The sequence below is a fragment of the Pseudomonas sp. MB-090624 genome (assembly GCF_003205245.1).
GTDB lineage: Bacteria > Pseudomonadota > Gammaproteobacteria > Pseudomonadales > Pseudomonadaceae > Aquipseudomonas > Aquipseudomonas juntendi.
The window spans coordinates 1-19,818 of sequence record NZ_QJRK01000069.1 but is presented as its reverse complement, the minus strand read 5'-3'; the positions used below and the strand labels follow the sequence as shown (position 1 = coordinate 19,818).

Sequence of the window (19,818 nt, the reverse complement as noted above, 5' to 3'; positions counted from 1 at the left end):
AATTGGCCCGAAACAAACGTAGGAGCGAGCGCAGCTCGCGATTGCGCCGCGCGGGCGGCGCTCGCTCTAACAGGCGCTGCCATACCTTGTGGCAAACACCTGTCAGCCCTAAGGCGATCCCTGTGGGCTTGCCGGCGATGGGCTGCGCAGCAGCCCCAACATCAGAAATGGAAACCGAACATGAATGCCGCCGTAGAACAGAACGCCCCCGCCGAAGCAGCACAGCAAGCCAGCACCAGACCCCGCCGCCGCCAGGCCTGGATCGCCAGCGGCAGCCTGGCGGCCGTCACGGTGCTGGCCTTCGCCAGCTACTGGCTCACCACCGGCCGCTACCTGCAGACCACCGACGATGCTTATGTCCGTGCCGATTGGGTGGCACTGAGCCCGCGCGTTGCCGGCTATGTTGCCAAGGTGGAGGTGGCGGACGACCAGCCAGTCCAGGCCGGCGATGTACTGGTACGGCTGCAAGACCAGGACTACCGCGCGCGTGTCGAGCAGGCCCAGGCCAGCGTGGCCGAAGCCCAGGCAGCACTGGCCGCCGCACAGGCTGGCCAACAGCTGGCGGCCGAGCGCATCAACCAGCGCCAGCACGCCATCCAGCAGGCTGAAGCGACCGTGCGCAGCGCCACCGCCGAACGCCAACGCACTGCCCTGGACGTGCAGCGCTACCGCGGCCTGGTACGCGATCAAGCGGCCACCGCGCAGCGGCTGGAAAGTGCCAACGCCCAGGCGGCCCAGGCACAAGCGGCGCTGCAAGGGGCTCAGGCCGCGCTGCGCGAACAACGCGCTCAACTGGCCATGGCCAAGGCCCGCTCCACCCAGGCCGACGCCGAACTGCAACAGCGCGCAGCCGCCTTGGCCCACGCCCAGGCTCGCCGGCAACTGGCCAGCCAGGACCAGCACGACACCGTGATTCGCGCCCCGCTCGCTGGCATCGTGGGCCAACGCCGCGTGCGTGCTGGCCAGTACGTGGTGCCCGGCCAGCCGCTGCTGGCAGTGGTGCCGGTACAGCAGGCCTACGTGGTCGCCAACTACAAGGAAACGCAACTGGCCCGCATGCGCCCCGGGCAACCCGTGGAAATCCGCGTCGACAGCTTTGCCGGCCAGCCACTGCACGGCCGTGTGGCCAGTTTCTCCCCCGCCTCGGGCAATGTCTTCGCCCTGCTGCCGTCGGACAACGCCACTGGCAACTTCACCAAGATCGTCCAGCGCTTCCCGGTGCGCATCCTGCTCGACCCAGCGCCCGCAGGCCCGCAGCTGCTGCCGGGCATGTCGGTGGTGAGCATCGTCGACACCCGCCACGCCGAGGTTGCCGATGGCCACTGAGCAACCCGTCTCGTTGCGCGCCTGGGTCGCCGTGCTCGGCGGCCTGTTCGGCTGCTTCATGGCCGGCATGAACGTGCATGTCACCAGCGCCGCGCTGCCGGAAATCCGTGGCTCGCTGGGGGCCAGCTTCGAGGAAGGCTCATGGATCTCCACCGCCTACCTGGTGGCGGAAATCGTCATGATCCCGCTGACCGCGTGGCTGGTCGAAGTGTTTTCGCTGCGCCGGGTGATGTGGACCGGCTCGCTGATCTTCCTGCTGGCCTCGGTGGCCTGCTCGTGGGCCCCCAACCTGGAAACGATGATCACCCTGCGCGTAGTGCAGGGCGCGGCCGGCGCGGTGCTGATCCCGCTGTCGTTCCAGTTGATCATCACCGAGCTGCCAGCCAGCAAGATGGCCATGGGCATGGCGCTGTTCAGCCTGGCCAACAGCGTGGCACAGGCGGCCGGGCCGTCGATTGGCGGCTGGCTGACCGACGCCTATTCATGGCGCTGGATCTTCTACCTGCAACTGTTCCCGGGTATCGCCCTGCTGTTCGCCATCGCCTGGTCGATCGACGCAAGGCCGATGCAACTCGCGCTGCTGCGCAAGGGCGATTGGCTGGGTATCGCGGCCATGGTGATCGGCCTGGGTGGCTTGCAGATCGTGCTGGAAGAAGGCGGCAGGCTGGACTGGTTCGGCTCATCGTTCATCGTTGGCATGAGCGCGATCGCCGGAATTGCCCTGGTGGTGTTCGTGGTTACCCAACTGCGCGGCCAGCGCGCTTTCATCAATTTGCGCTTGCTGGGGCGTTACAACTTCGGCGTCGCCAGTGTGGCCATGTTCATCTTCGGCGCGGCAACCTTCGGCCTGGTGTTCCTGGTGCCCAACTACCTGTCGCAACTGCAGGGCTTCAGCGCCCACGACGTGGGTGTAGCACTGATCGCCTATGGCGTGGTTCAGTTGCTGCTGGCGCCCATGATGCCGCGGCTGATGGGCTGGACCAGCGCCAAGTTCATGGTCGCCAGCGGTTTCCTGATCATGGCCCTGGGTTGCTGGCTGGGGGCAAGCCTGAGCGCCGACAGTGCCGACAACGTGATCATCCCATCCACTGTGGTACGTGGCATCGGCCAGCCGTTCATCATGGTAGCGTTGTCGGTGCTGGCGGTGGCCGGGCTGGACAAGCGTGAAGCCGGGTCGGCGTCGGCCGTGTTCTCGATGCTGCGCAACCTGGGGGGCGCGGTAGGGACGGCCGGGTTGACCCAGCTGGTGGCCACCCGCGAGCGTTTCCACAGCGAACGTATCCACGAGCAGGTCAGCGTGTTCGAGCCGGGCATGCAGGAACGCATCAACCACACGGTGCAGAGCTGGTTGCCGCAGCAGCAGCAGGCGCTGGAGGGGTTGGCGGCAACCATTCGCCGCGAAGCGTACCTGATGGCCTACAGCGACGCATTCTACCTGGCGTGCCTGGCCTTGCTCGGGTGCGCCCTGGCGGCGATGCTGTTGCGGGCCAGGCAGAACACCTGAAAAGCGTCAGCGGGCCCCGTGGGTGCTGGGCTGCACCGCCAGGTGCAGCCTGCTCGCCGACCACCCGGCACACGTCGCTGGTACACTCTCGGCCGACGACAGGTGCGAGACAGAACACAGGTATGAACCCGACGCGCTATGCCACTGTGGCCAAGGACTTGATGGCAGGCATTGCCAATGGCCGGTATCCGGTGGGCAGCCTGCTGCCAACCGAGCACGAGCTGTGCGACCTTTACGGTGTGAGCCGGCACACGGTACGTGCCGCGATCGACCAGTTGCTCGGCCAGGGGCTGGTATCGCGACGCAAGCGCGTCGGCACCCGGGTCGAGGCCAGCAGCCCCCGCGGGGGCTACACGCAGTCGCTGGCCAGCGTCGCCGACCTGGCACAGCTGGCGCCAGATCAGCGCTGGCAGATCCGCGATGTGCAGCACTTCGTTGCCGACCTGGGCCAGGCGGCACGGCTGGGGCTGGTGCCCGGTGAGCACTACTTTTGCCTGTCGAGCATCGCCGTGGCGCAGGCTGCGCCGCCGCTATGCTGCACCCAGGTCTATGCACAGCGGGACTACGGCGAAGTCATCGAACGCGCTCGCGAGCAGCCCGAACAGCCGATTGCCAGGCTGATCGAGCAGCATTACGGCCGCGCGATCGCGGTGATCGACCAGCAAGTACGGGCGGTAGCGCTGACGGCAGAGCTGGCCCACGCGCTGAAGGCGCAGGTGGGTTCGGCGGGGTTGCAGATCATTCGCCACTACCGCGAAGAGAACGGCGACCTGATGGCCGTGGCCGAGACGATCCACCCGCATGACCGTTTTACCCTGGTTACCCAGTTGCGCCGGGATCGCGCAGCGGGGTAAGCCGTTTCACAACTCAAGGCGCCCTTACAGCGCTCAACCCAAGGCAAGGTCGACAGGCATGGCAGCAGACAACACACGGATGCTTACAGTGGGCGAAGTCGCCAAGCGCAGCGGTGTGGCAGTGTCAGCGCTGCACTTTTATGAAGCCAAGGGGCTGATCGCCAGCGTTCGTACGGCGGGCAACCAGCGCCGCTACCCTTCGCTGGTACTGCGCACCCTGGCGATCATCAAGGTGGCACAGCGCACCGGTATCGCACTGGAGGAAATCCGCCAGGCATTGAGCCGCTATGCGCCCAACAGCAAGCTGACCGCGGCGCAGTGGGGCGAAATGTCGAGCGCCTGGCGCGAAGACCTGAATGCACGCATCCGTACCCTGGAGGCGCTGCGCGACAGCCTCGACAACTGTATTGGTTGCGGCTGCCTGTCACTGCAGGACTGCCCCCTGCGCAATCCCGGGGATGTGCTGGCCAAGGAAGGGAGCGGCGCGCGGATTCTGGAAAAGAAGGCGCGCTAGCCTCGCCCACTCACGCCACGTGCGATTCCCTGCAGGGGCGTGTGGCTTGAAGGTGATGAGTAGTTGGAACCATTGCCGCCCTTCACCTCCCTAACCCTGTGCTATCAACCCAAAGCCGCTTACAGGAAGGAATATAGCCATCATGAAACGCGAACAGATCGAAGGTGTTGCCGAGAACCTTGCAGGCAAGGCGCAGAGCGCTGTAGGCCGGCTGGTCGAAGACCCGGCGCTGGAAGCCGAAGGCGATGCGCGTCAGGCGGCAGGCCAGGTGACCAAGACCTATGGTGATGCCGTGGACACGGTGACTTCGTTCGTCAAGGAAAAGCCTATCGCCGCACTGGCCATCACCGCCGCCGTCACACTGGTGATTTCTCGCCTGCTGCGCCGTTGACCCAAGGCGCAACAGGCGGTTCAGGGCCGGACATGGCGTCCGGCCCACGCCATCACCGCTGGCGATATCGTAGCCAAGACAAAGGTGCAATAGCTGTGGGAGCGGGCATGCCCGCGAACACCGGCTCAGCCGGTGCCATGCAGCGCGCTGGTTTCTTCGCGGGCTCGCCCGCTCCCACAGGGATCGCATCAGGGCTGGCAGGTGTTGGCCAATAGGCGTCCAGTCCCGTGGTAGTGATGGTTGGCGGCATCGAGAATGCATTTTCCAATGTTGAAGAAGATAGCCCCCGATCCACCCTTTCCTTGCATCTCCAACCAGCCCTCACAGGCATAGCGCAGCGATCAAAGCCGACGCAGTAACCTGTGGGAGCGGGCATGCCCGCGAACACCGGCTCAGCCGGTGCCATGCAGCGCGCTGGTTTCTTCGCGGGCTCGCCCGCTCCCACAGGGATGGCATCAGGGCTGGCAGCTGTTGGCCAGAAGGCGCTGAAGAGGCTGTGGCAAGCGACCTGCGGTGTTAGTCATTCTTGCCCAACATGTACTGTTCAAAATGCTTGATATGCTCGTCCAGGTTATCTTCGAGCATCATTCGGTACTGCTCGCAGAAGTATTTCAGGATCTCGTCCCGCGCAGCGCCCAGTTCGGCGCCGCTCTTGAAGCTGCGGGCGCTCATCCAGGCGCTGAAGCGCGCAGCACCAAAGGTCAGCGAGGCGCTAACCTTGCCCAGGTCCTCGACCCTGTCGATCTGCTGGTTGGCCAGTTCTATGTGCGCATCGGCACGGTCGTAGAAGGCCTGGTCGGTAGCTTGGGTCATGGCGGTTCACCTGGTTGTGCAAGACGAGCGAAAGGCCAAGCCTTGCATGTCGCGGCGCATACGTGCAAGGCTGAAAAAGGATTACCAAAGTCGAAAAAGGACTCACAGTACCTCATGCTCGGAATCACACGTATCCATCGCTATTTGCGCCCACTGCCTGCAAAACCGACTGCAGCCAGTGGGCGTGACCTCAAGGCCAAACGTGCCGCCCGCCTCGCTTCCAGGTTCGCCAACCTGCTGTGTACCCCCCGCTCCATCCCGCCCTATCTCTGCGTTACCCCCCAGCGCCCTCCTGTCGACCGCGTGCCCCCTACCTGACTGCCATTGCTGCAGCTCGCACGCCATGCTCGCCTGTTGCAGGCGGGATGTCCGACCCACCGACAAGGGGCAACAACCCATGCTTTTCTTTCACGGCAAACGCATCTTCAGCGCTATCTTCGATATGGATGGCACCCTCTTCGACACCGAACGCCTGCGCTTCAAGACCCTCAAGCAAGCGTCGCTGGAAATCTTCGGCAAACCGCTGGGCGAGCACACACTGCTCGGCTCTCTGGGCCTGAGCGCGAAAAAAGCCGAAGCCTTGGCCAAGGCGCATAACGGCGAAGACTTCCCCTATGCCGCCATCCGCCAGCGCGCCGATGAACTGGAGCTGGAGTACGTGCGCAATCACGGCGTGCCGATCAAGCCCGGCCTGCTGGAGGTGCTGGAGCGCCTGCGCAAGGCCGGCTTGACCATGGCCGTGGCCACCTCCAGCCGCCGCGCCATCGCCGAGGAATACCTGATCAACGCCAATGTGCTGAAGTACTTCGACATCACCGTGTGTGGCGATGAAGTCAGCCAGGGCAAACCCCACCCGGAGATCTTCCTGAAGGCCGCCCGCGCACTCAACTGCCCGCCAGCGCAGTGCTTCATGGTCGAGGATTCGGAAAACGGCATGCTGTCGGCCATGCGTGCCGAGGGCCAGGCGATTCTGATCGAAGACATCAAGCCACCTGCAGCCGAAATCAAGGCCGGCGCACTCAAGGCTTACCACAGCATGCCGGAGTTCCTCGCCGACCTGAATGCATGCGTGCCCGAGCTGGGCATGCCCGCGCTCAGCGAACCCTTCCCGGCGTCGTTGAACCAGTTCCGTGTCGGTATTCATGGCTTTGGCGCCATCGGCGGCGGCTACCTGACCCAGGTGTTTTCCCATTGGGACGGCTACACCCGGCCCTGCGAAATCATCGCCGCTACCCGCTCACGCATGCTGCGCGAGAGCGTGAGTGCCTTCGGCAGCTACAGCGTGCGCTATGGCAGCACCTCGTTCGACCAGACCATCGACAATGTGCGCATGATCGACCTGGACGACGAACAGGCGGTGATCGCCATGTACAACGACGCCGAGATCATCGGCCTGAGCCTGCCTGAACAGGCGATTCGCAACCAGGCCAGGGTAATTGCCCAAGGCCTGCTGCAGCGCTTCGAGCGCCGCGGCCGCGAACTGACGTTGCTGATCGTGCTGAACAAGGTGGGTGGCGGCGCGTTCGTGCGCCGGCATGTGCAAGCCGAGCTGGCGACATTGTGCCCGCCGGCCATCTGCGAGCAGGTAATGCTCAAGACCCATTTCGCGGAAACGGTAGTCAGCCGCATCGTTTCCAAGCTGAGCAACGATGCGCTGGTGCGGCAATTGCGGATCAAGTCGCAGATGTTTCGCAACAGCCTGGAAGAAGAGCCTGCCGCACCCCGCAGTGCCTCGGCGCCGCCGGCTGAATACGAGCGATTGCTCGGGCATTTCAGGCCCTTTGCGCAGCCCAGCAGCGCCATGAGCCAACTGCACCTGGTGCTGTTCAACAGCGAAGCCGATATGCCGTTGTATGTCGAGCGCGGCAGCGACCTGCTCGAACGCCTGCGCCAAGTGCACACGGTGCCGGACATTGCCCAGATCCAGGTCATCAAGAACCGCCTGTGGAACGGCCCGCACGCGATCATTGCCTGGTACGCCAGCCTGCTGGGCCATGCCTGGGTGGGCCAGGGCATGGGCGACGCCCGCGTCAATGCCCTGGCCGAGCGGCTGATACGCCAGGAAGTGGCGCCCGCCCTGGAAGCGGAGTACCCGCAAATGAGCGAGGTGATCAGCCGGTTCGCCGACGCCTTCCTGGCGCGCTGCAAAACCTCGTTCAAGGACCCGTGCGCCCGCGTCGGCCGCGACCCGCTGCGCAAACTGCAGCGCAATGAACGTATCCTCAGCAGCATCGAGCTGGCCGGCAGGCACGGCATCGACACCCCGGCCCTGGCCTTTGGCGCGGCATTGGCCATTCACCACGCCCTGCGCTGCGACGATGCGAAGAACCTGGACGCCCAGGCGATCAGGCAGGTGTACCTGGACCATGATCACAGCGTCGAGGCTGTGCTGACCTACCAGGGCAACTGCAACGGCAAGCGCTTCCCGGCCTTGAACCCGCTCAGCGACGCGCCGCTGATCAATGCCATTGCCGAGGCCTTCCGGCAGTACCAGCACGCGCACCCGGCCCCGCTGCCCGCTTCGCGCTGCATAGGCGCGTAACGCGCGCCTTTTTGCCGCGGCGCCAGCTGCGAACACTGGCCCGGCCGGTGTAAGCGCCTGCGCCGCGCGCTTTGCCAACGCCCCCTCGCGCACCTCCTTGCCACCCGGCACGCCACCTCTGGAGCCCCACTGCAGACTTACTGTGTCATTTCATGCTTGATAATGACACAAGGTGTCATTATGATCGCCGTGTGTCCTGGCGACCTTCCTGTGTCGCTCAGCAACCCACCGCCCTTTCCTGCAGGTACCGCCCATGACGACCACCATGCACGCCCCCAAGGACCAACTGGTCAAGCACGCCCAGCAGCAGATGCTGACGGCCCTGGCCGACAACACCTACAGTACCCGGCAAAAGCTGGCCCTCACCTGCCGCATCCTGTTCGACGGCGGCCACGACTCGGGGCTGGCCGGGCAGATCACCGCCCGCGCCCAGGAGCCTGGCACCTATTACACCCAGCAACTGGGCCTGGGCTTCGACGAAATCGCCGCCTCCAACCTGCTGGTGGTGGACGAAGACCTGACCGTGCTGCAAGGCCGTGGCATGGCCAACCCGGCCAACCGTTTCCACAGCTGGCTCTACCGCGCCCGGCCTGACGTCAACTGCATCATCCACACCCACCCGCTGCACAGCGCCGCCCTGTCGATGCTGGAGGTACCGCTGGCCATCTCGCACATGGACCTGTGCCCGCTGTTCGACGATTGCGCGTTCCTCAAGGACTGGCCTGGTGTGCCGGTAGGCAATGAAGAAGGCGAAATCATCGCGGCGGCCATCGGCGACAAGCGCGCGATCCTGCTTTCCCACCATGGCCTGCTGATCGCTGGCGGCTCGATCGAAGAAGCCTGCGTGCTTGCCCTGCTGTTCGAGCGGGCCGCCAGGATGCAGCTGCTGGCCATGGGGGCCGGTGACATCCGCCCCATCCCCGAAGCCCTGGGCAAGGAAGCCCACGACTGGATCTCCACCCCTAAGCGTCATGGCGCCGCGTTCAGCTATTACGCGCGGCGTGCCTTGCGGGCCCACGGCGACTGCCTGGCCTGACTCGAAGCTGTACTCTTCCCTCAACAACGGCAAAGGTGCCTGGTCATGTCTACACCTGTAATTCGCGGCGTCATCGGCTACACCATCACTCCCTTCTCGGCAGACGGCACACTCGACCTGGAGGCTTTGGGCACGTCCATCGACCAATTGATCAAGCACGGCGTGCACGCCATCGCGCCGCTGGGCAGCACCGGCGAAGGGGCCTACCTGAGCGACAGCGAATGGGAAAGCGTGGTGCGCTTCAGCCAGGCGCGCATCGCCGGGCGCGTACCCAGCGTGGTCAGCGTCTCCGACCTGACCACCGCACGCACAGTGGAGCGTGCGCGCCTGGCGCAGGCATGCGGGGCCACGGCGGTCATGGTGCTGCCCGTTTCGTACTGGAAACTCACCGAAGCCGAAGTGGTGGCCCACTACAAGGCCGTCGGCGCCGCCATCGACATCCCGATCATGCTTTACAACAACCCGGGCACCAGCGGCACCGACCTGTCGGTGGAACTGATCCTGCGCATCCTCGCCGAGGTGCCGAATGTGACCATGGTCAAGGAAAGCACCGGTGACATTCAGCGCATGCACCGCCTGTTCCAGGCCAGCAAGGGTCAGGTAGCGTTCTACAACGGTTGCAACCCACTGACCCTGGAGGCCCTGGTGGCAGGCGCGAGCGGCTGGTGCACCGCCGCGCCCAACCTGATTCCGGCATTGAACCTGGCATTGTGGGACGCCGTGCAGCAAGGCCAACTGGCCGAAGCCCGCACGCTGTTCTACCGCCAGTACGAACTGCTGGAATACATCACCCGCCGCGGCCTGCCCACCACCATCAAGGCCGGCCTGAAGCTGCTGGGCCAGGATGTCGGCGCGCCCCGCCTGCCGTTGCAGGCGCTGGATGCGCAAGGCAGCGACTATCTGAAAAACCTGCTGACCGAACTGGCTGCCTGACCCTCGACAGCGCAGCCCTGTAAGCGCGGGTTACCCGCGCAACAGGCAACGCGCTGGGTGGCGGGATCGCTGCCGGCGTTTGCATGGCCGCCTTCGGGCGCTGCGCAGCGACGCCCGCCACGCGGGCATTCCATCCCCTTGCCGTGCGCCAGGCGCGCACGCTGTCTACAGGTCCCGACATGCGCTACGTTGCCGCCCCCAAGCTGCTGACCCAGGTTGCCGCCGTACATTTCGTCAGCCATGTGCACATCATGCTGATCCCGGCACTGCTGCCAGTGCTGCCCTCCCTGCTGGGGGTCGGTTTCGTCGAACTCGGCGTAGCACTGGCGGTGTTCAATATCGTCTCTGCCCTGGTGCAGGCCCCACTGGGTCACGCCGTCGACCACTTTGGCGCGCGCAAGGTGCTCAAGGCCGGGCTGCTGCTGGGCAGCCTCAGTTTCCTGCTGCTGGCCGCCAGCCCCGGCCATGCGGTGTTGCTGGTGAGCATGGCGCTGGCCGGCCTGGCCAACGGGGTGTACCACCCGGCCGACTATGCGCTGCTGGCCAAGGGCATCGAGCCAGACCGGCTGGGGCGGTCATTCTCCATTCATACCTTCGCCGGCTTTCTCGGCTCGGCGGTAACCCCGGCAATATTCCTCGGTATCGCTGCCGTGTTGGGCACACGGGCAGCCCTGGCGACGGGCGCAGTGTTCGGCGCTGCTGCGCTGCTATTGATATCGCTGCCAGGCAGCGGGGTGTACCGGGTAACGGAGATGGGCAACCCGGGCAATGCCGGCGCGCCGCCGGCGAACGGCCGAGTGCGCCTGTTCACACCCATGATCGGCGTGCTGACAGTGCTGTTCATATTGCTCAACCTGAGCACCAGTGCCATCGAGAAATTCTCCGTTGCCGCACTGGTGCAAGGCCAAGGCCTGACCTTGGCGTGGGCCAATACCGCGCTTACCGCCTTCTTGCTCTGCAGCGCCGCCGGGGTGCTGTGTGGCGGTGCCCTGGCCGACCGTACCCGCCGGCATGGCCTGGTGGCGGCGCTGGCTTTCGCCCTGGCTGCAGTGCTGACCGCCGTGGTTGCCCTGGGTGTGCTGCGCGAATGGGCATTGGTGGTGGTGCTGGGCAGCATCGGCCTGCTGACCGGAATGATCGCCCCGTCGCGGGATATGCTGGTAAAAGCGGCCGCGCCCAAGGGTGCCGAGGGCAAGACCTTCGGGCTGGTCTCGACCGGGTTCAACATCGGTGGCGCCGTCGGGCCAGTGGCGTTCGGCTGGATGCTCGACCGGGGGCTGCCAAATGGCATTTTCGTTGCTTCGGTAGCGTTCATGGTGCTGACGGTGGCGCTGACCGTGGCGCAGGAGGGGTATATGGTTCGAAAACGCAGGAACGCGCAGCGATGAATGAATGGGGTGGCGAACCCCTGCCACCCCAGGCGCATTCACCCCACCGGATTCCCATGCACCACCCGCCCCGCCACCCCTGGCCGGTTGACAAACAACACATCCAGCACGCTGTTACGCAACCCTTTCAGCGCATTCCAGTTCGCCGAAGCGTGCACATACTTGTCGCGCAATAACCGCTGCTCTTGCTCGCTCAGCGCCAATTGCCCGGTTTCGCCCAAAGCGAAGCCATGCAGTTTTGCGCTGATCACCTGCAATTCAGCCGGCAAACGGTGCTCCGCCTGGCCGCCCAACGGCGCAAACGGCACGCCAGCCCGTACCGCCAGCTCGCGCATCACGCTCAGGTAGACACGCGACAGGTGCCCGGCCACCTCCCGCTCGCGGGCTACCGCTGCGTAGACTTGCTTCTCTGCTTCACGCGGGTGGCCGCCAGCGATCGGCTCCTCCCAGGTGATCACCCGTGGCCGGGGTTCCCCCATGTCGGCAAAATCCGTCGCCAACAGGCCCTGCATCACGGCATGCACGCGGCACTGCCCGGCAGGCGTCGCCACCGGCACGCGCTGGGATTGCGGTTTGCACAACAGCACCTGTTCCCATGTGGTTTCCGGGTAGCCGCCACCGATATTCGAGTGCACACCCGGCAGCACTATGTCGTGGCCACTGCTCACCAGCGGGAAGTTATGCCGCTGCTCATCGTGCGCCACCAGTTGCACCACCTGCCGGGCAATACCCGCCCCCAGGCCCAGGCGCAAGCCACCGTGGCGCTCGTCGGTGGGGTCGAAGTCGCCCTGCAACGGCGCGATGATCGCGGCCACCGTGTCGAACAAGCCCATGAAGTTGATCGCGATGTCACACGCCACCGGCAACAATCCCCCGGCACCGTCGTGCAACAGGTTGGCCAGGTGGCGTACCGCCGCCGCGCCACGGCTGAAGCCGAACAAGTCGAACTCCAGGCGTGCCGGCACCCACTGCGGGTGCGCCTGGCACCAACCCTGCAGTTGCCCGGCAATCACCTGCAACGCCTCGGCCACCCGGGCTTCCACGCCCGTGCGGCCACGCCCGGTGGCAGAGGCATACACCGGGTCGGTTTCACCGGCCAAGGTGCCGATGCCTTCCATGTAGCATTTGAAAAAGACCTGGCGCGCCTCGCCATCGGCCGCTTGCGCCGGGTACAACGCATGCAGCAGGGCTACGTTGCTCAGCGCATTGGCATAACTGCCGCCGTGCCCCGCCAATGCCGTGGCGTTGTGCTGATTGTTACCGGTGCCATCGAAGAACACCCCGAAACGCAGGGTTACCCGCCGAGGGGTCGGCGTACCGCCGTTGCTCGCTACCATCTTCGTGCCTTGTGCTTGACCCAAAAGCACAAGCAGGCGCCATTACGCCGTCAGGCAACATCAGGCAATCGCCAAGCCTTCGTGAGAGTTTTCCATACCCCAGGCCCGCTGCAGCGATAAATTTACCCCGTGCCATTAGTCGCCGCCCCCCCGGATGGATTAAAGTATCAGCCCTTGCCAGGGCAGCTGCCGTCAGCCGCCTCCGGCCCCCTACCAGGAACCGTCGCCGATGGAACACCGTGAAGCGCTGATCGCGCTGCGCACCTTTCTTTCAACCCAGATCCTAGGCCAGGAGAAACTGGTCGAGCGGCTGTTGATCGTGCTGCTGGCAGACGGCCATATGCTGGTCGAGGGGGCGCCTGGGCTGGCCAAGACCAAGGCCATCAAGGAGTTGGCCGAGGGCATAGAAGCGCAGTTCCACCGCATCCAGTTCACCCCCGACCTGCTTCCGGCCGACATCACCGGCACGGAAATCTACCGCCCGGAAACCGGCAGTTTCGTGTTCCAGCAGGGGCCGATCTTCCATAACCTGGTGCTGGCCGACGAAATCAACCGTGCACCGGCCAAGGTCCAGTCGGCACTGCTCGAGGCCATGGCCGAACGCCAGGTCAGTGTGGGCCGCAGCACCTACGACCTGTCGCCCCTGTTCCTGGTCATGGCCACGCAGAACCCGATCGAGCAGGAAGGCACCTACCCGCTGCCCGAAGCCCAGCTCGACCGCTTCCTGATGCACGTGAAAATCGGCTTCCCGGACGCCGCGGTCGAGCGGCGCATCCTGGCACAGGCCCGCGGTGAAGCGCTGGGCGGCGAAGTGAAACCCGAACGGCGGGTCAGCCAGCAGGCGATCTTTGCCGCGCGCAAGGAAATCCTCAACCTGTACATGGCCGATGCCGTCGAGGAGTACCTGGTGCAGTTGGTCATGGCCACCCGCACCCCGGCCAAATTCGATACCGAGCTGGCCGACTGGATCGCCTATGGCGCCAGCCCGCGCGGTTCCATTTCGCTGGACCGCTGCGCACGTGCCCACGCCTGGCTGGCCGGGCGCGACTTCGTCAGCCCCGAAGACATCCAGGCGGTGCTGTTCGACGTGCTGCGCCACCGCATCATCCTCTCCTTCGAAGCCGAGGCCGCGGGGATCGACCAGGACCGCGTGGTCCAGCGCATCCTCGACGTCGTCGCTGTTGCCTGACCCCATGCCCACTGCGCACCTGGCCGAACCCGGCATCCGCATCGGCCTCGCCGAGCTGATCGACATGCGCCACCGCGTGCGCGAAATCCAGCTGTTTTCCAAGCCCGGCCAACGCAGCCCGCTGGTCGGTCTGCACCATTCCAAGCTGCGCGGGCGCGGTGTGGACTTCGACCAGGTGCGCGTGTACCAGGCCGGCGACGACGTGCGCAACATCGACTGGCGGGTGACCGCACGCACCCAGGAGCCCCACACCAAGCTGTTTCACGAAGAACGCGAACGGCCTATCTTCATCCTGGTCGAGCAGAGCCAGCGGCTGTTCTTCGGCTCGGGCCTGATGTTCAAGTCGGTGCTCGCCGCCCAGGCTGCCGCCTTGTTCGGCTGGGCCGCGCTGGCCCATAACGACCGCATCGGCGGCCTGGTGTTCGGCGACAACGAGCACCATGAAATCAAGCCCCGGCGCAGCAAACAGAGCCTGCTGCAGTTGCTCAACCGCATGGCCAAGGTCAACCAGGCGCTGCACACCGAGGCGGTTGCCGGGGCCGACAGCCTTGGCCTGGCCCTGCGCCGCGCCCGCGAAGTGCTGCGCCCGGGCAGCCTGGCCATCGTGATCTGCGACGAGCGTTCGCTCAGCGCCCAGGTGGAGCAGCACCTGGCCATGCTGTCCCGGCATTGCGACCTGCTGCTGCTGCCGGTGTCCGACCCACTCGACCATGCCCTGCCGGCCGCTGGCCTGCTGCGTTTTGCCCAACGCAGCGCGCAGCTGGAGCTCGACACCCTCGACGCCAACCTGCGCCAGGCCTACCGCCAGCAGGCCGAAGCCCGCATCGAGCGCTGGGAGCTGCTGGCGCAAAAGCTGCGGGTGCTGCTGATGCCGCTGAGCACGCAAAGTGAAATGATCGAGCAATTGCGCGAATACCTGAGCGCACAGCGCCCGCGGAGCGCATCATGAATCCGCTCGATCAGTTGCAACCGCTGATCGAACCGGCGCCCATCGGCCTGTGGCCGCCAGCACCCGGCTGGTGGGCATTGCTGGTCATCCTGCCAGTGCTGGGCTGGGGCCTGTGGCGGCTGCGGCACTGGCGCCCGCGCAAGCGCCGTGTCGTACGCGCCGAGCAACCGCTGGACCCGGTGCGGGTAGAAGCGCTGGCCGAGCTGGCACGCCTGCCACGCCCCTACGACGGCGCCCCCGCCGGCGCCTGGCTGCAACAGATCAACGCCCTGCTCAAGCGCCTGTGCCGCAGCCACTACCCGGGCGCCAACAGCCATACCCTCAACGGCCGCCAGTGGCTGGCATTTCTCGACAACCGCTGCCCCGCAGCCGGCCTCACACGCTGGATGGTGCTGGTCGAAGGCGCCTATAAACCCGAGTGCAAACTCGACGACAAGGCCATCGCCGGGCTGAGCCAAGCCGTCGAAACCTGGATCCGCAAGCATGTTTGAACTGGCCTGGCCGTGGGTCTTTGCCCTGTTGCCGCTGCCGTGGCTGGCGCGCCTGCTGATGCCCGCCGCCGACAGCGGCGAACCGGTACTCAAGGTTGGCTTCCTCAACGAACTGGAAGGCCTGGCCGGGCGGCGCGCGCGGCTGAACCTGCCCACCTGGCGCCAGCAAGGGCCATTCGTGGTCATCTGGCTGTTACTGCTGTGCGCTGCCGCGCGCCCGCAATGGCTCGGTGACCCGGTGCCGGTGGCGGCCAGCGGCCGCGATCTGCTGGTGGCGGTGGACGTGTCCGGGTCGATGGACTTCCCGGACATGCAGTGGAAAAACGAAGACATCAGCCGCCTCGACCTAGTCAAGGCCCTGCTCGGCGATTTCCTGCAGGACCGAGAAGGCGATCGCGTGGGCCTGATCCTGTTCGGCAGCCAGGCCTACCTGCAGGCCCCGCTCACGTTCGACCGGCGTACCGTGCGCACCTTCCTCGACGAAGCGCAAATCGGCATCGCCGGCAAGAACACGGCCATCGGCGACGCCATTGGCCTGGCGGTGAAACGCCTGCGCCAGCGCCCGGCGCAAAGCCGGGTACTGGTACTGATTACCGACGGTGCCAACAATGGCGGGCAGATCCACCCGCTGACGGCAGCCCGCCTGGCAGCCCAGGAAGGCGTGCGCATCTACACCATCGGCATTGGCGCCAACCCCGAAGCCAGTGGCACCCCAGGCCTGCTCGGCCTCAACCCGAGCCTGGACCTGGACGAAGCCGCACTCAGGGAAATCGGCGAAATCACCCACGGTGCCTACTTCCGCGCGCATGACGGAGCCGAACTGGACGCTATTGGCGACACCCTCGACCAACTCGAACCGGTGGCCCAGCAACCGACCCAAGCCCGCACCGCCCAAGCCCTGTACGCCTGGCCATTGGCCCTGGCACTGCTGCTGAGCGTGCTGCTGGTGGTGGCCGTGCAATGGCCCGACAACCTGATGCAGCGCCTGCTGCGCAAGCCGCGCTTCTTGCAGCCACACCCGGAATGGCGCCAACGCCTGAAGCGCTTGCGCTTGCGGAGGCGGCGATGATCGACCTGTGGCCGCAATGGTTGCGCCCCCTGTGGCTGCTGGCCGTGCCCTTGCTTGGCTGGCTGCTGTACAAGCTGTGGCATCGGCGCAAACGCGCCGGGCGCTGGCAGCTGATCCTGCCGCCGGCATTCCACGCGGTGCTGCTGGTCGGCGGCAACGGCAACACCAGCAAACTGCCGTGGGTGGCGCTGGGGTTGGCCTGGCTATTGGTGATCCTGGCCCTGCTCGGGCCCAGTTGGCAGCGGGTGGAAGAAAACCGCCAGCGCCCGGCCGACCCGCTGGTGATATTGCTGGAGCTGACCCCGCAGATGCTCGCCGAGGACAGCCCGCCCAATCGCCTGGAACAGGCCCGGCGCAAAATCCTCGACCTGCTGGAGCACCGCCGCGACAGCCAGACGGCGCTGGTGGTGTATGCCGGCTCCGCACACACCCTGGTGCCGCTGTCCGATGACCTGGCCACCACGCGCAACCTGCTGGAGGCCATCGACCCGTCGATCATGCCCAAGCCCGGCCAGCGCGCCGACCTGGCCGTGCAGAAGGGCCTGGCACTGCTGGCCCAGAGCGGGCTCGGCCAGGGCCGCCTGCTGCTGATCGGGTCGTCGCTCAGCGCCCCGGAGCGCCAGGGCATCGCCCAGGCCCTTGGCCGGCAGGGCCCAAGCCTGCTGATGCTGGGTATCGGTAGCCGTGACGGTGCCCCGGTGCGCCAGGCCAATGGCGAATACCTCAAGGATGACCAAGGCGGCATTCTGGTACCCCGCCTGGACAACGCCAGCCTCAAGGGTTTCATCAACGGCACCGGCGGGCGCTACCGGCATGCGCGTATCGACGACCTGGACCTGCGCGGCCTGGGCCTGTTCGACCAGCCGCGGGCCGGGCGCAACGACGGCCAGACCCTGCAGCTGGACAGCTGGGCCGACCAGGGCTACTGGTTGCTGATTCCGCTGCTGCTGCTGGCCGCGTGTGCCGGCCGGCGCGGTTGGCTGTTCTGCCTGCCGTTGCTGCTGGCCCTGCCCCAGCCCAGCCAGGCTTTCGAGCTCGATGACCTATGGCTGCGCCCCGACCAGCAAGGCCAACGCCTGCTCGAGCTGAACCGCCCAGCCAGCGCAGCTCGGCACTTCCATGACACGCAGTGGCGCGGCCTGGCGCTGTACCAGGCCGGCGACTACGCGGGTGCGGCCGAGGCATTTTCCCAGGGCGACACGGCCGCCGACCACTACAATCGAGGCAATGCACTGGCCCGTGCCGGTGAGCTGGAAGCGGCCCTGGACGCCTACGAGCAGGCGCTGGAGCGCCAACCCGATCTGCAAGTGGCACTGGACAACCAGGCATTGGTGCAACAGCTGCTGCAACAGCGCCAGGCCAAGGCCGAGGAACAACCGCCCGGTAACGATGCCCAAGGCACGCCCGGCAGCGACACCGAAGGCAACAGCAGTTCGGCCAGCAGCGCCGCCCAGGGCACCCCCAGCGGTGATGAACAAGCCAGCGCCGAGCAGCCTGGCGAAAGCAGCAGCAACAGCCAGGGTGCACCGGGTAACCAGCCGGGTGCCGATGAGGGCGTCATCCAGCCGCCCCAGCGCCCGGTTTCGACCAGCCTCGACGCCGAACAGCGCCAAGCCCTGGAACAATGGCTGCGGGAGATCCCCGATAACCCGGCGGAGCTGCTGCGGCGCAAATTCTGGTACGAACAGCAACTGCAACAGGAAACCCCACGATGAGTCGCTTCGGCGTCTTGCTCCTCTCCCTGCTGTGGGCCACCCTGGCCCAGGCTGAACCCCTGCTGCAGGCCAGCGTCGACCGCACCCGCCTGCAGGCTGGCGAAAGCCTGGAACTGACCCTGGAAAGCCAGGACGTCACCCAGTTCGGCAAGCCCGACCTGCGCGCCCTGGAAGGCGACTTCGAGGTGCGCGGCACGCGCCAGCTGAACAGCCTGCATACCCTCGACGGTGAAACCCGCGCCAGCACCCGCTGGATCATCACCTTGCTGCCGCGGCGCAGCGGCAGCCTGCGTATCCCCGAGCTGCAGCTGGGTCAGTCACGCAGCCAGGCCATCGACCTGCAAGTGCTGCAGGCCGATGCCAGCCGCCAGGACACTTCACAGGTGTTCATCGAGGCCACCCTCGACAGCCCCGACGTCTACGTGCAGGCGCAGGCTGTGCTCACCTTGCGCATCTATCACTCGGTGGCGCTCTATGACGACAGCAGCCTGAGCCCGCTGCAGCTGGAAGGCGCCAAGGTCGAACCGCTCGGCGAATCGCGCACCTATGAAAAGGAAATCAATGGCGTGCGCCACGGCGTGATCGAAACCCGCTATGCCGTGTACCCCCAGCAAAGTGGCACGCTCGAGATCCCGCCACTGACGTTCAGCGCCACCGCCGCAGCCAGCAGCGACGAAACCCCGCAAGCCAATGGCACGGCCCGGGCCGGGCACCAGGTACAGGTCAGCTCGCTGCCGCTGCGGCTGGCGGTACGCCCGATTCCCGCCGCCTGGCCTGCGGGTGTGCCGTGGTTGCCGGCGCGTAGCCTGACACTGGAAGAGCACTGGAACCCCGACCCCGGCAACCAGCAGGTACAGATTGGCGACTCGCTGACGCGCAACATCACCTTGCGCGCCGAAGGCCTTTCCAGCACCCAGTTGCCGCCGTTACCCGCCACCGAGATCACCGGCCTGCGCCGCTACCCCGACCAGCCGCTGCTGCGCAACGAAATCAACGAACGCGGCATGACCGCCAACCGCGAGGAACGTGAAGCACTGGTGCCCACCCATGCCGGCACGTTGGCCCTGCCGGCGCTGGAAGTGGCGTGGTGGAACACCCGTGAAGATCACCTGGAACACAGCAGCCTGCCGGCGCGTACGCTGAACGTGCAGGACAACCCGGCATTGAGTGCCGACAGCCCGGTGGGCGATAACAGCAGCGCCAGCAACGCGCTGTGGCCTTGGCAATTGGCGACTCTGTTGTTCGCCCTTTCCACCGTACTGGGCTTCGCCCTGTGGTGGCGCGCCCGCTCGCAACCGGCGGTGCTGCGTGCGGCGCAGAACGGGCCGAGCCCGCGCACCTTGCTGGATGACCTCAAGCGCGCCTGCCTGGCGAACGACCCCCAGGCCACCCGCCAGGCGCTGGACGCCTGGGCCCGGCAGCAACCGGAGACCCTGGCCGAGATGGCGGCGCGCTTCGTGCCGTTGTCGGATGCGCTGGATGGGTTGAATGGCGCGTTGTACAGCGAGAGTGGGCAGTATTGGCAGGGTGAGGATTTGTGGCGGGCGATCGGCACGATACCGCCGGCCGAGCAGGTGTTGTTGCCGGCTGGGGAGAATGGCAGCTTGCCGCCGCTTTATCCCAAGTAGCCGGCTGCCTGCCAGGGCCTCTTCGCGGGCATGCCCGCTCCCACAGGTACAACGTATGCCTGAGCGTTACGCGGTGCCTGTAGGAGCGGGCGCGCCCGCGAACACCGGCGCAGCCGCTGCCAGCCCTCCCCCCATTCCC

The 19,818-nt window shown here is 66.0% G+C and carries 17 protein-coding genes; 15 read left to right on the top strand and 2 right to left on the bottom strand.

Going from position 1 to position 19,818, the window contains the following annotated elements; translation table 11 throughout:
* Nucleotides 1-180: 180 nt before the first annotated feature.
* The 5 genes from DMX12_RS27110 to DMX12_RS27090 all read left to right on the top strand — a co-directional run bounded on the left by DMX12_RS27110 (nucleotide 181) and on the right by DMX12_RS27090 (nucleotide 4,589).
* On the top strand, nucleotides 181-1,326 hold the full coding sequence (locus tag DMX12_RS27110; RefSeq protein WP_110679939.1) for an HlyD family secretion protein: 1,146 nt from the start codon (nucleotides 181-183) through the stop codon (nucleotides 1,324-1,326).
* On the top strand, nucleotides 1,316-2,830 hold the full coding sequence (locus DMX12_RS27105; RefSeq protein WP_110679938.1) for a DHA2 family efflux MFS transporter permease subunit: 1,515 nt from the start codon (nucleotides 1,316-1,318) through the stop codon (nucleotides 2,828-2,830). The genes DMX12_RS27110 and DMX12_RS27105 overlap by 11 nt, the downstream gene beginning before the upstream one ends.
* A 122-nt stretch (nucleotides 2,831-2,952) precedes the next feature.
* Complete coding sequence (locus DMX12_RS27100) at nucleotides 2,953-3,684, top strand: GntR family transcriptional regulator (protein ID WP_110679937.1); 732 nt, start codon at nucleotides 2,953-2,955, stop codon at nucleotides 3,682-3,684.
* Nucleotides 3,685-3,742: 58 nt separating this feature from the next.
* Nucleotides 3,743-4,198, top strand: coding sequence for a redox-sensitive transcriptional activator SoxR (gene soxR / locus DMX12_RS27095; RefSeq protein WP_029886682.1), 456 nt, complete (start codon nucleotides 3,743-3,745; stop codon nucleotides 4,196-4,198).
* A 142-nt stretch (nucleotides 4,199-4,340) separates the two neighbouring features.
* On the top strand, nucleotides 4,341-4,589 hold the full coding sequence (locus DMX12_RS27090; RefSeq protein WP_009683472.1) for a CsbD family protein: 249 nt from the start codon (nucleotides 4,341-4,343) through the stop codon (nucleotides 4,587-4,589).
* A 516-nt stretch (nucleotides 4,590-5,105) separates the two neighbouring features.
* Here DMX12_RS27090 and DMX12_RS27075 read toward each other — a convergent pair.
* The gene (locus tag DMX12_RS27075; protein ID WP_110679935.1) at nucleotides 5,106-5,402 is read right to left on the bottom strand and encodes a DUF3144 domain-containing protein; all 297 of its coding nucleotides are present in this window, start codon (nucleotides 5,400-5,402) and stop codon (nucleotides 5,106-5,108) included.
* A gap of 397 nt (nucleotides 5,403-5,799) precedes the next feature.
* Here DMX12_RS27075 and mtlD point away from each other — a divergent pair, with 397 nt between their 5' ends.
* The 4 genes from mtlD to DMX12_RS27050 all read left to right on the top strand — a co-directional run bounded on the left by mtlD (nucleotide 5,800) and on the right by DMX12_RS27050 (nucleotide 11,301).
* A complete protein-coding gene (mtlD, locus tag DMX12_RS27065; protein WP_110679933.1) occupies nucleotides 5,800-7,944 on the top strand; it encodes a bifunctional mannitol-1-phosphate dehydrogenase/phosphatase in 2,145 nt (714 codons plus the stop codon).
* 253 nt (nucleotides 7,945-8,197) lie between these two features.
* The gene (locus DMX12_RS27060; protein ID WP_009683476.1) at nucleotides 8,198-8,980 is read left to right on the top strand and encodes an aldolase; all 783 of its coding nucleotides are present in this window, start codon (nucleotides 8,198-8,200) and stop codon (nucleotides 8,978-8,980) included.
* Nucleotides 8,981-9,025: 45 nt separating this feature from the next.
* Nucleotides 9,026-9,913 (top strand): dihydrodipicolinate synthase family protein, encoded by an 888-nt coding sequence (locus tag DMX12_RS27055; RefSeq protein ID WP_047149558.1) that lies wholly within the window; start codon nucleotides 9,026-9,028, stop codon nucleotides 9,911-9,913.
* Between the two features lie 179 nt (nucleotides 9,914-10,092).
* A complete protein-coding gene (locus DMX12_RS27050) occupies nucleotides 10,093-11,301 on the top strand; it encodes an MFS transporter (RefSeq protein ID WP_110679932.1) in 1,209 nt (402 codons plus the stop codon).
* A 38-nt stretch (nucleotides 11,302-11,339) separates the two neighbouring features.
* On the opposite strand, the gene DMX12_RS27045 is transcribed toward DMX12_RS27050, so the two are convergent.
* The gene (locus DMX12_RS27045; protein ID WP_110679931.1) at nucleotides 11,340-12,638 is read right to left on the bottom strand and encodes a DUF2235 domain-containing protein; all 1,299 of its coding nucleotides are present in this window, start codon (nucleotides 12,636-12,638) and stop codon (nucleotides 11,340-11,342) included.
* A 229-nt stretch (nucleotides 12,639-12,867) separates the two neighbouring features.
* Between DMX12_RS27045 and DMX12_RS27040 the strand changes: the two genes are divergently transcribed.
* Genes DMX12_RS27040 through DMX12_RS27015 form a run of 6 tightly spaced genes read left to right on the top strand, consistent with a single transcriptional unit; the run spans nucleotide 12,868 to nucleotide 19,679 of the window.
* On the top strand, nucleotides 12,868-13,827 hold the full coding sequence (locus tag DMX12_RS27040) for a MoxR family ATPase (RefSeq protein WP_009683481.1): 960 nt from the start codon (nucleotides 12,868-12,870) through the stop codon (nucleotides 13,825-13,827).
* Between the two features lie 4 nt (nucleotides 13,828-13,831).
* Nucleotides 13,832-14,776, top strand: a complete 945-nt coding sequence (locus tag DMX12_RS27035) for a DUF58 domain-containing protein (protein ID WP_029886675.1) — start codon at nucleotides 13,832-13,834, stop codon at nucleotides 14,774-14,776.
* The gene (locus tag DMX12_RS27030; RefSeq protein ID WP_009683483.1) at nucleotides 14,773-15,267 is read left to right on the top strand and encodes a DUF4381 domain-containing protein; all 495 of its coding nucleotides are present in this window, start codon (nucleotides 14,773-14,775) and stop codon (nucleotides 15,265-15,267) included. Before DMX12_RS27035 ends, DMX12_RS27030 begins: the two co-directional genes overlap by 4 nt.
* On the top strand, nucleotides 15,260-16,336 hold the full coding sequence (locus DMX12_RS27025; RefSeq protein ID WP_110679930.1) for a VWA domain-containing protein: 1,077 nt from the start codon (nucleotides 15,260-15,262) through the stop codon (nucleotides 16,334-16,336). The genes DMX12_RS27030 and DMX12_RS27025 overlap by 8 nt, the downstream gene beginning before the upstream one ends.
* Nucleotides 16,333-18,051: a tetratricopeptide repeat protein gene (locus tag DMX12_RS27020; protein ID WP_110679929.1), complete on the top strand. Its 1,719-nt coding sequence runs from the start codon at nucleotides 16,333-16,335 to the stop codon at nucleotides 18,049-18,051. The genes DMX12_RS27025 and DMX12_RS27020 overlap by 4 nt, the downstream gene beginning before the upstream one ends.
* The gene (locus DMX12_RS27015; protein ID WP_110679928.1) at nucleotides 18,048-19,679 is read left to right on the top strand and encodes a BatD family protein; all 1,632 of its coding nucleotides are present in this window, start codon (nucleotides 18,048-18,050) and stop codon (nucleotides 19,677-19,679) included. The genes DMX12_RS27020 and DMX12_RS27015 overlap by 4 nt, the downstream gene beginning before the upstream one ends.
* Nucleotides 19,680-19,818: the final 139 nt, after the last annotated feature.

What these genes read in the sequence shown, in the direction of transcription:
- DMX12_RS27110 (WP_110679939.1), top strand. Translation starts at nt 181, where the DNA reads ATGAATGCCGCCGTAGAACAGAACGCCCCCGCCGAAGCAGCACAGCAA.
- DMX12_RS27105 (WP_110679938.1), top strand. Translation starts at nt 1,316, where the DNA reads ATGGCCACTGAGCAACCCGTCTCGTTGCGCGCCTGGGTCGCCGTGCTC.
- DMX12_RS27100 (WP_110679937.1), top strand. Translation starts at nt 2,953, where the DNA reads ATGAACCCGACGCGCTATGCCACTGTGGCCAAGGACTTGATGGCAGGC.
- soxR (WP_029886682.1), top strand. Translation starts at nt 3,743, where the DNA reads ATGGCAGCAGACAACACACGGATGCTTACAGTGGGCGAAGTCGCCAAG.
- DMX12_RS27090 (WP_009683472.1), top strand. Translation starts at nt 4,341, where the DNA reads ATGAAACGCGAACAGATCGAAGGTGTTGCCGAGAACCTTGCAGGCAAG.
- DMX12_RS27075 (WP_110679935.1), bottom strand. Translation starts at nt 5,402, where the DNA reads ATGACCCAAGCTACCGACCAGGCCTTCTACGACCGTGCCGATGCGCAC.
- mtlD (WP_110679933.1), top strand. Translation starts at nt 5,800, where the DNA reads ATGCTTTTCTTTCACGGCAAACGCATCTTCAGCGCTATCTTCGATATG.
- DMX12_RS27060 (WP_009683476.1), top strand. Translation starts at nt 8,198, where the DNA reads ATGACGACCACCATGCACGCCCCCAAGGACCAACTGGTCAAGCACGCC.
- DMX12_RS27055 (WP_047149558.1), top strand. Translation starts at nt 9,026, where the DNA reads ATGTCTACACCTGTAATTCGCGGCGTCATCGGCTACACCATCACTCCC.
- DMX12_RS27050 (WP_110679932.1), top strand. Translation starts at nt 10,093, where the DNA reads ATGCGCTACGTTGCCGCCCCCAAGCTGCTGACCCAGGTTGCCGCCGTA.
- DMX12_RS27045 (WP_110679931.1), bottom strand. Translation starts at nt 12,638, where the DNA reads ATGGTAGCGAGCAACGGCGGTACGCCGACCCCTCGGCGGGTAACCCTG.
- DMX12_RS27040 (WP_009683481.1), top strand. Translation starts at nt 12,868, where the DNA reads ATGGAACACCGTGAAGCGCTGATCGCGCTGCGCACCTTTCTTTCAACC.
- DMX12_RS27035 (WP_029886675.1), top strand. Translation starts at nt 13,832, where the DNA reads ATGCCCACTGCGCACCTGGCCGAACCCGGCATCCGCATCGGCCTCGCC.
- DMX12_RS27030 (WP_009683483.1), top strand. Translation starts at nt 14,773, where the DNA reads ATGAATCCGCTCGATCAGTTGCAACCGCTGATCGAACCGGCGCCCATC.
- DMX12_RS27025 (WP_110679930.1), top strand. Translation starts at nt 15,260, where the DNA reads ATGTTTGAACTGGCCTGGCCGTGGGTCTTTGCCCTGTTGCCGCTGCCG.
- DMX12_RS27020 (WP_110679929.1), top strand. Translation starts at nt 16,333, where the DNA reads ATGATCGACCTGTGGCCGCAATGGTTGCGCCCCCTGTGGCTGCTGGCC.
- DMX12_RS27015 (WP_110679928.1), top strand. Translation starts at nt 18,048, where the DNA reads ATGAGTCGCTTCGGCGTCTTGCTCCTCTCCCTGCTGTGGGCCACCCTG.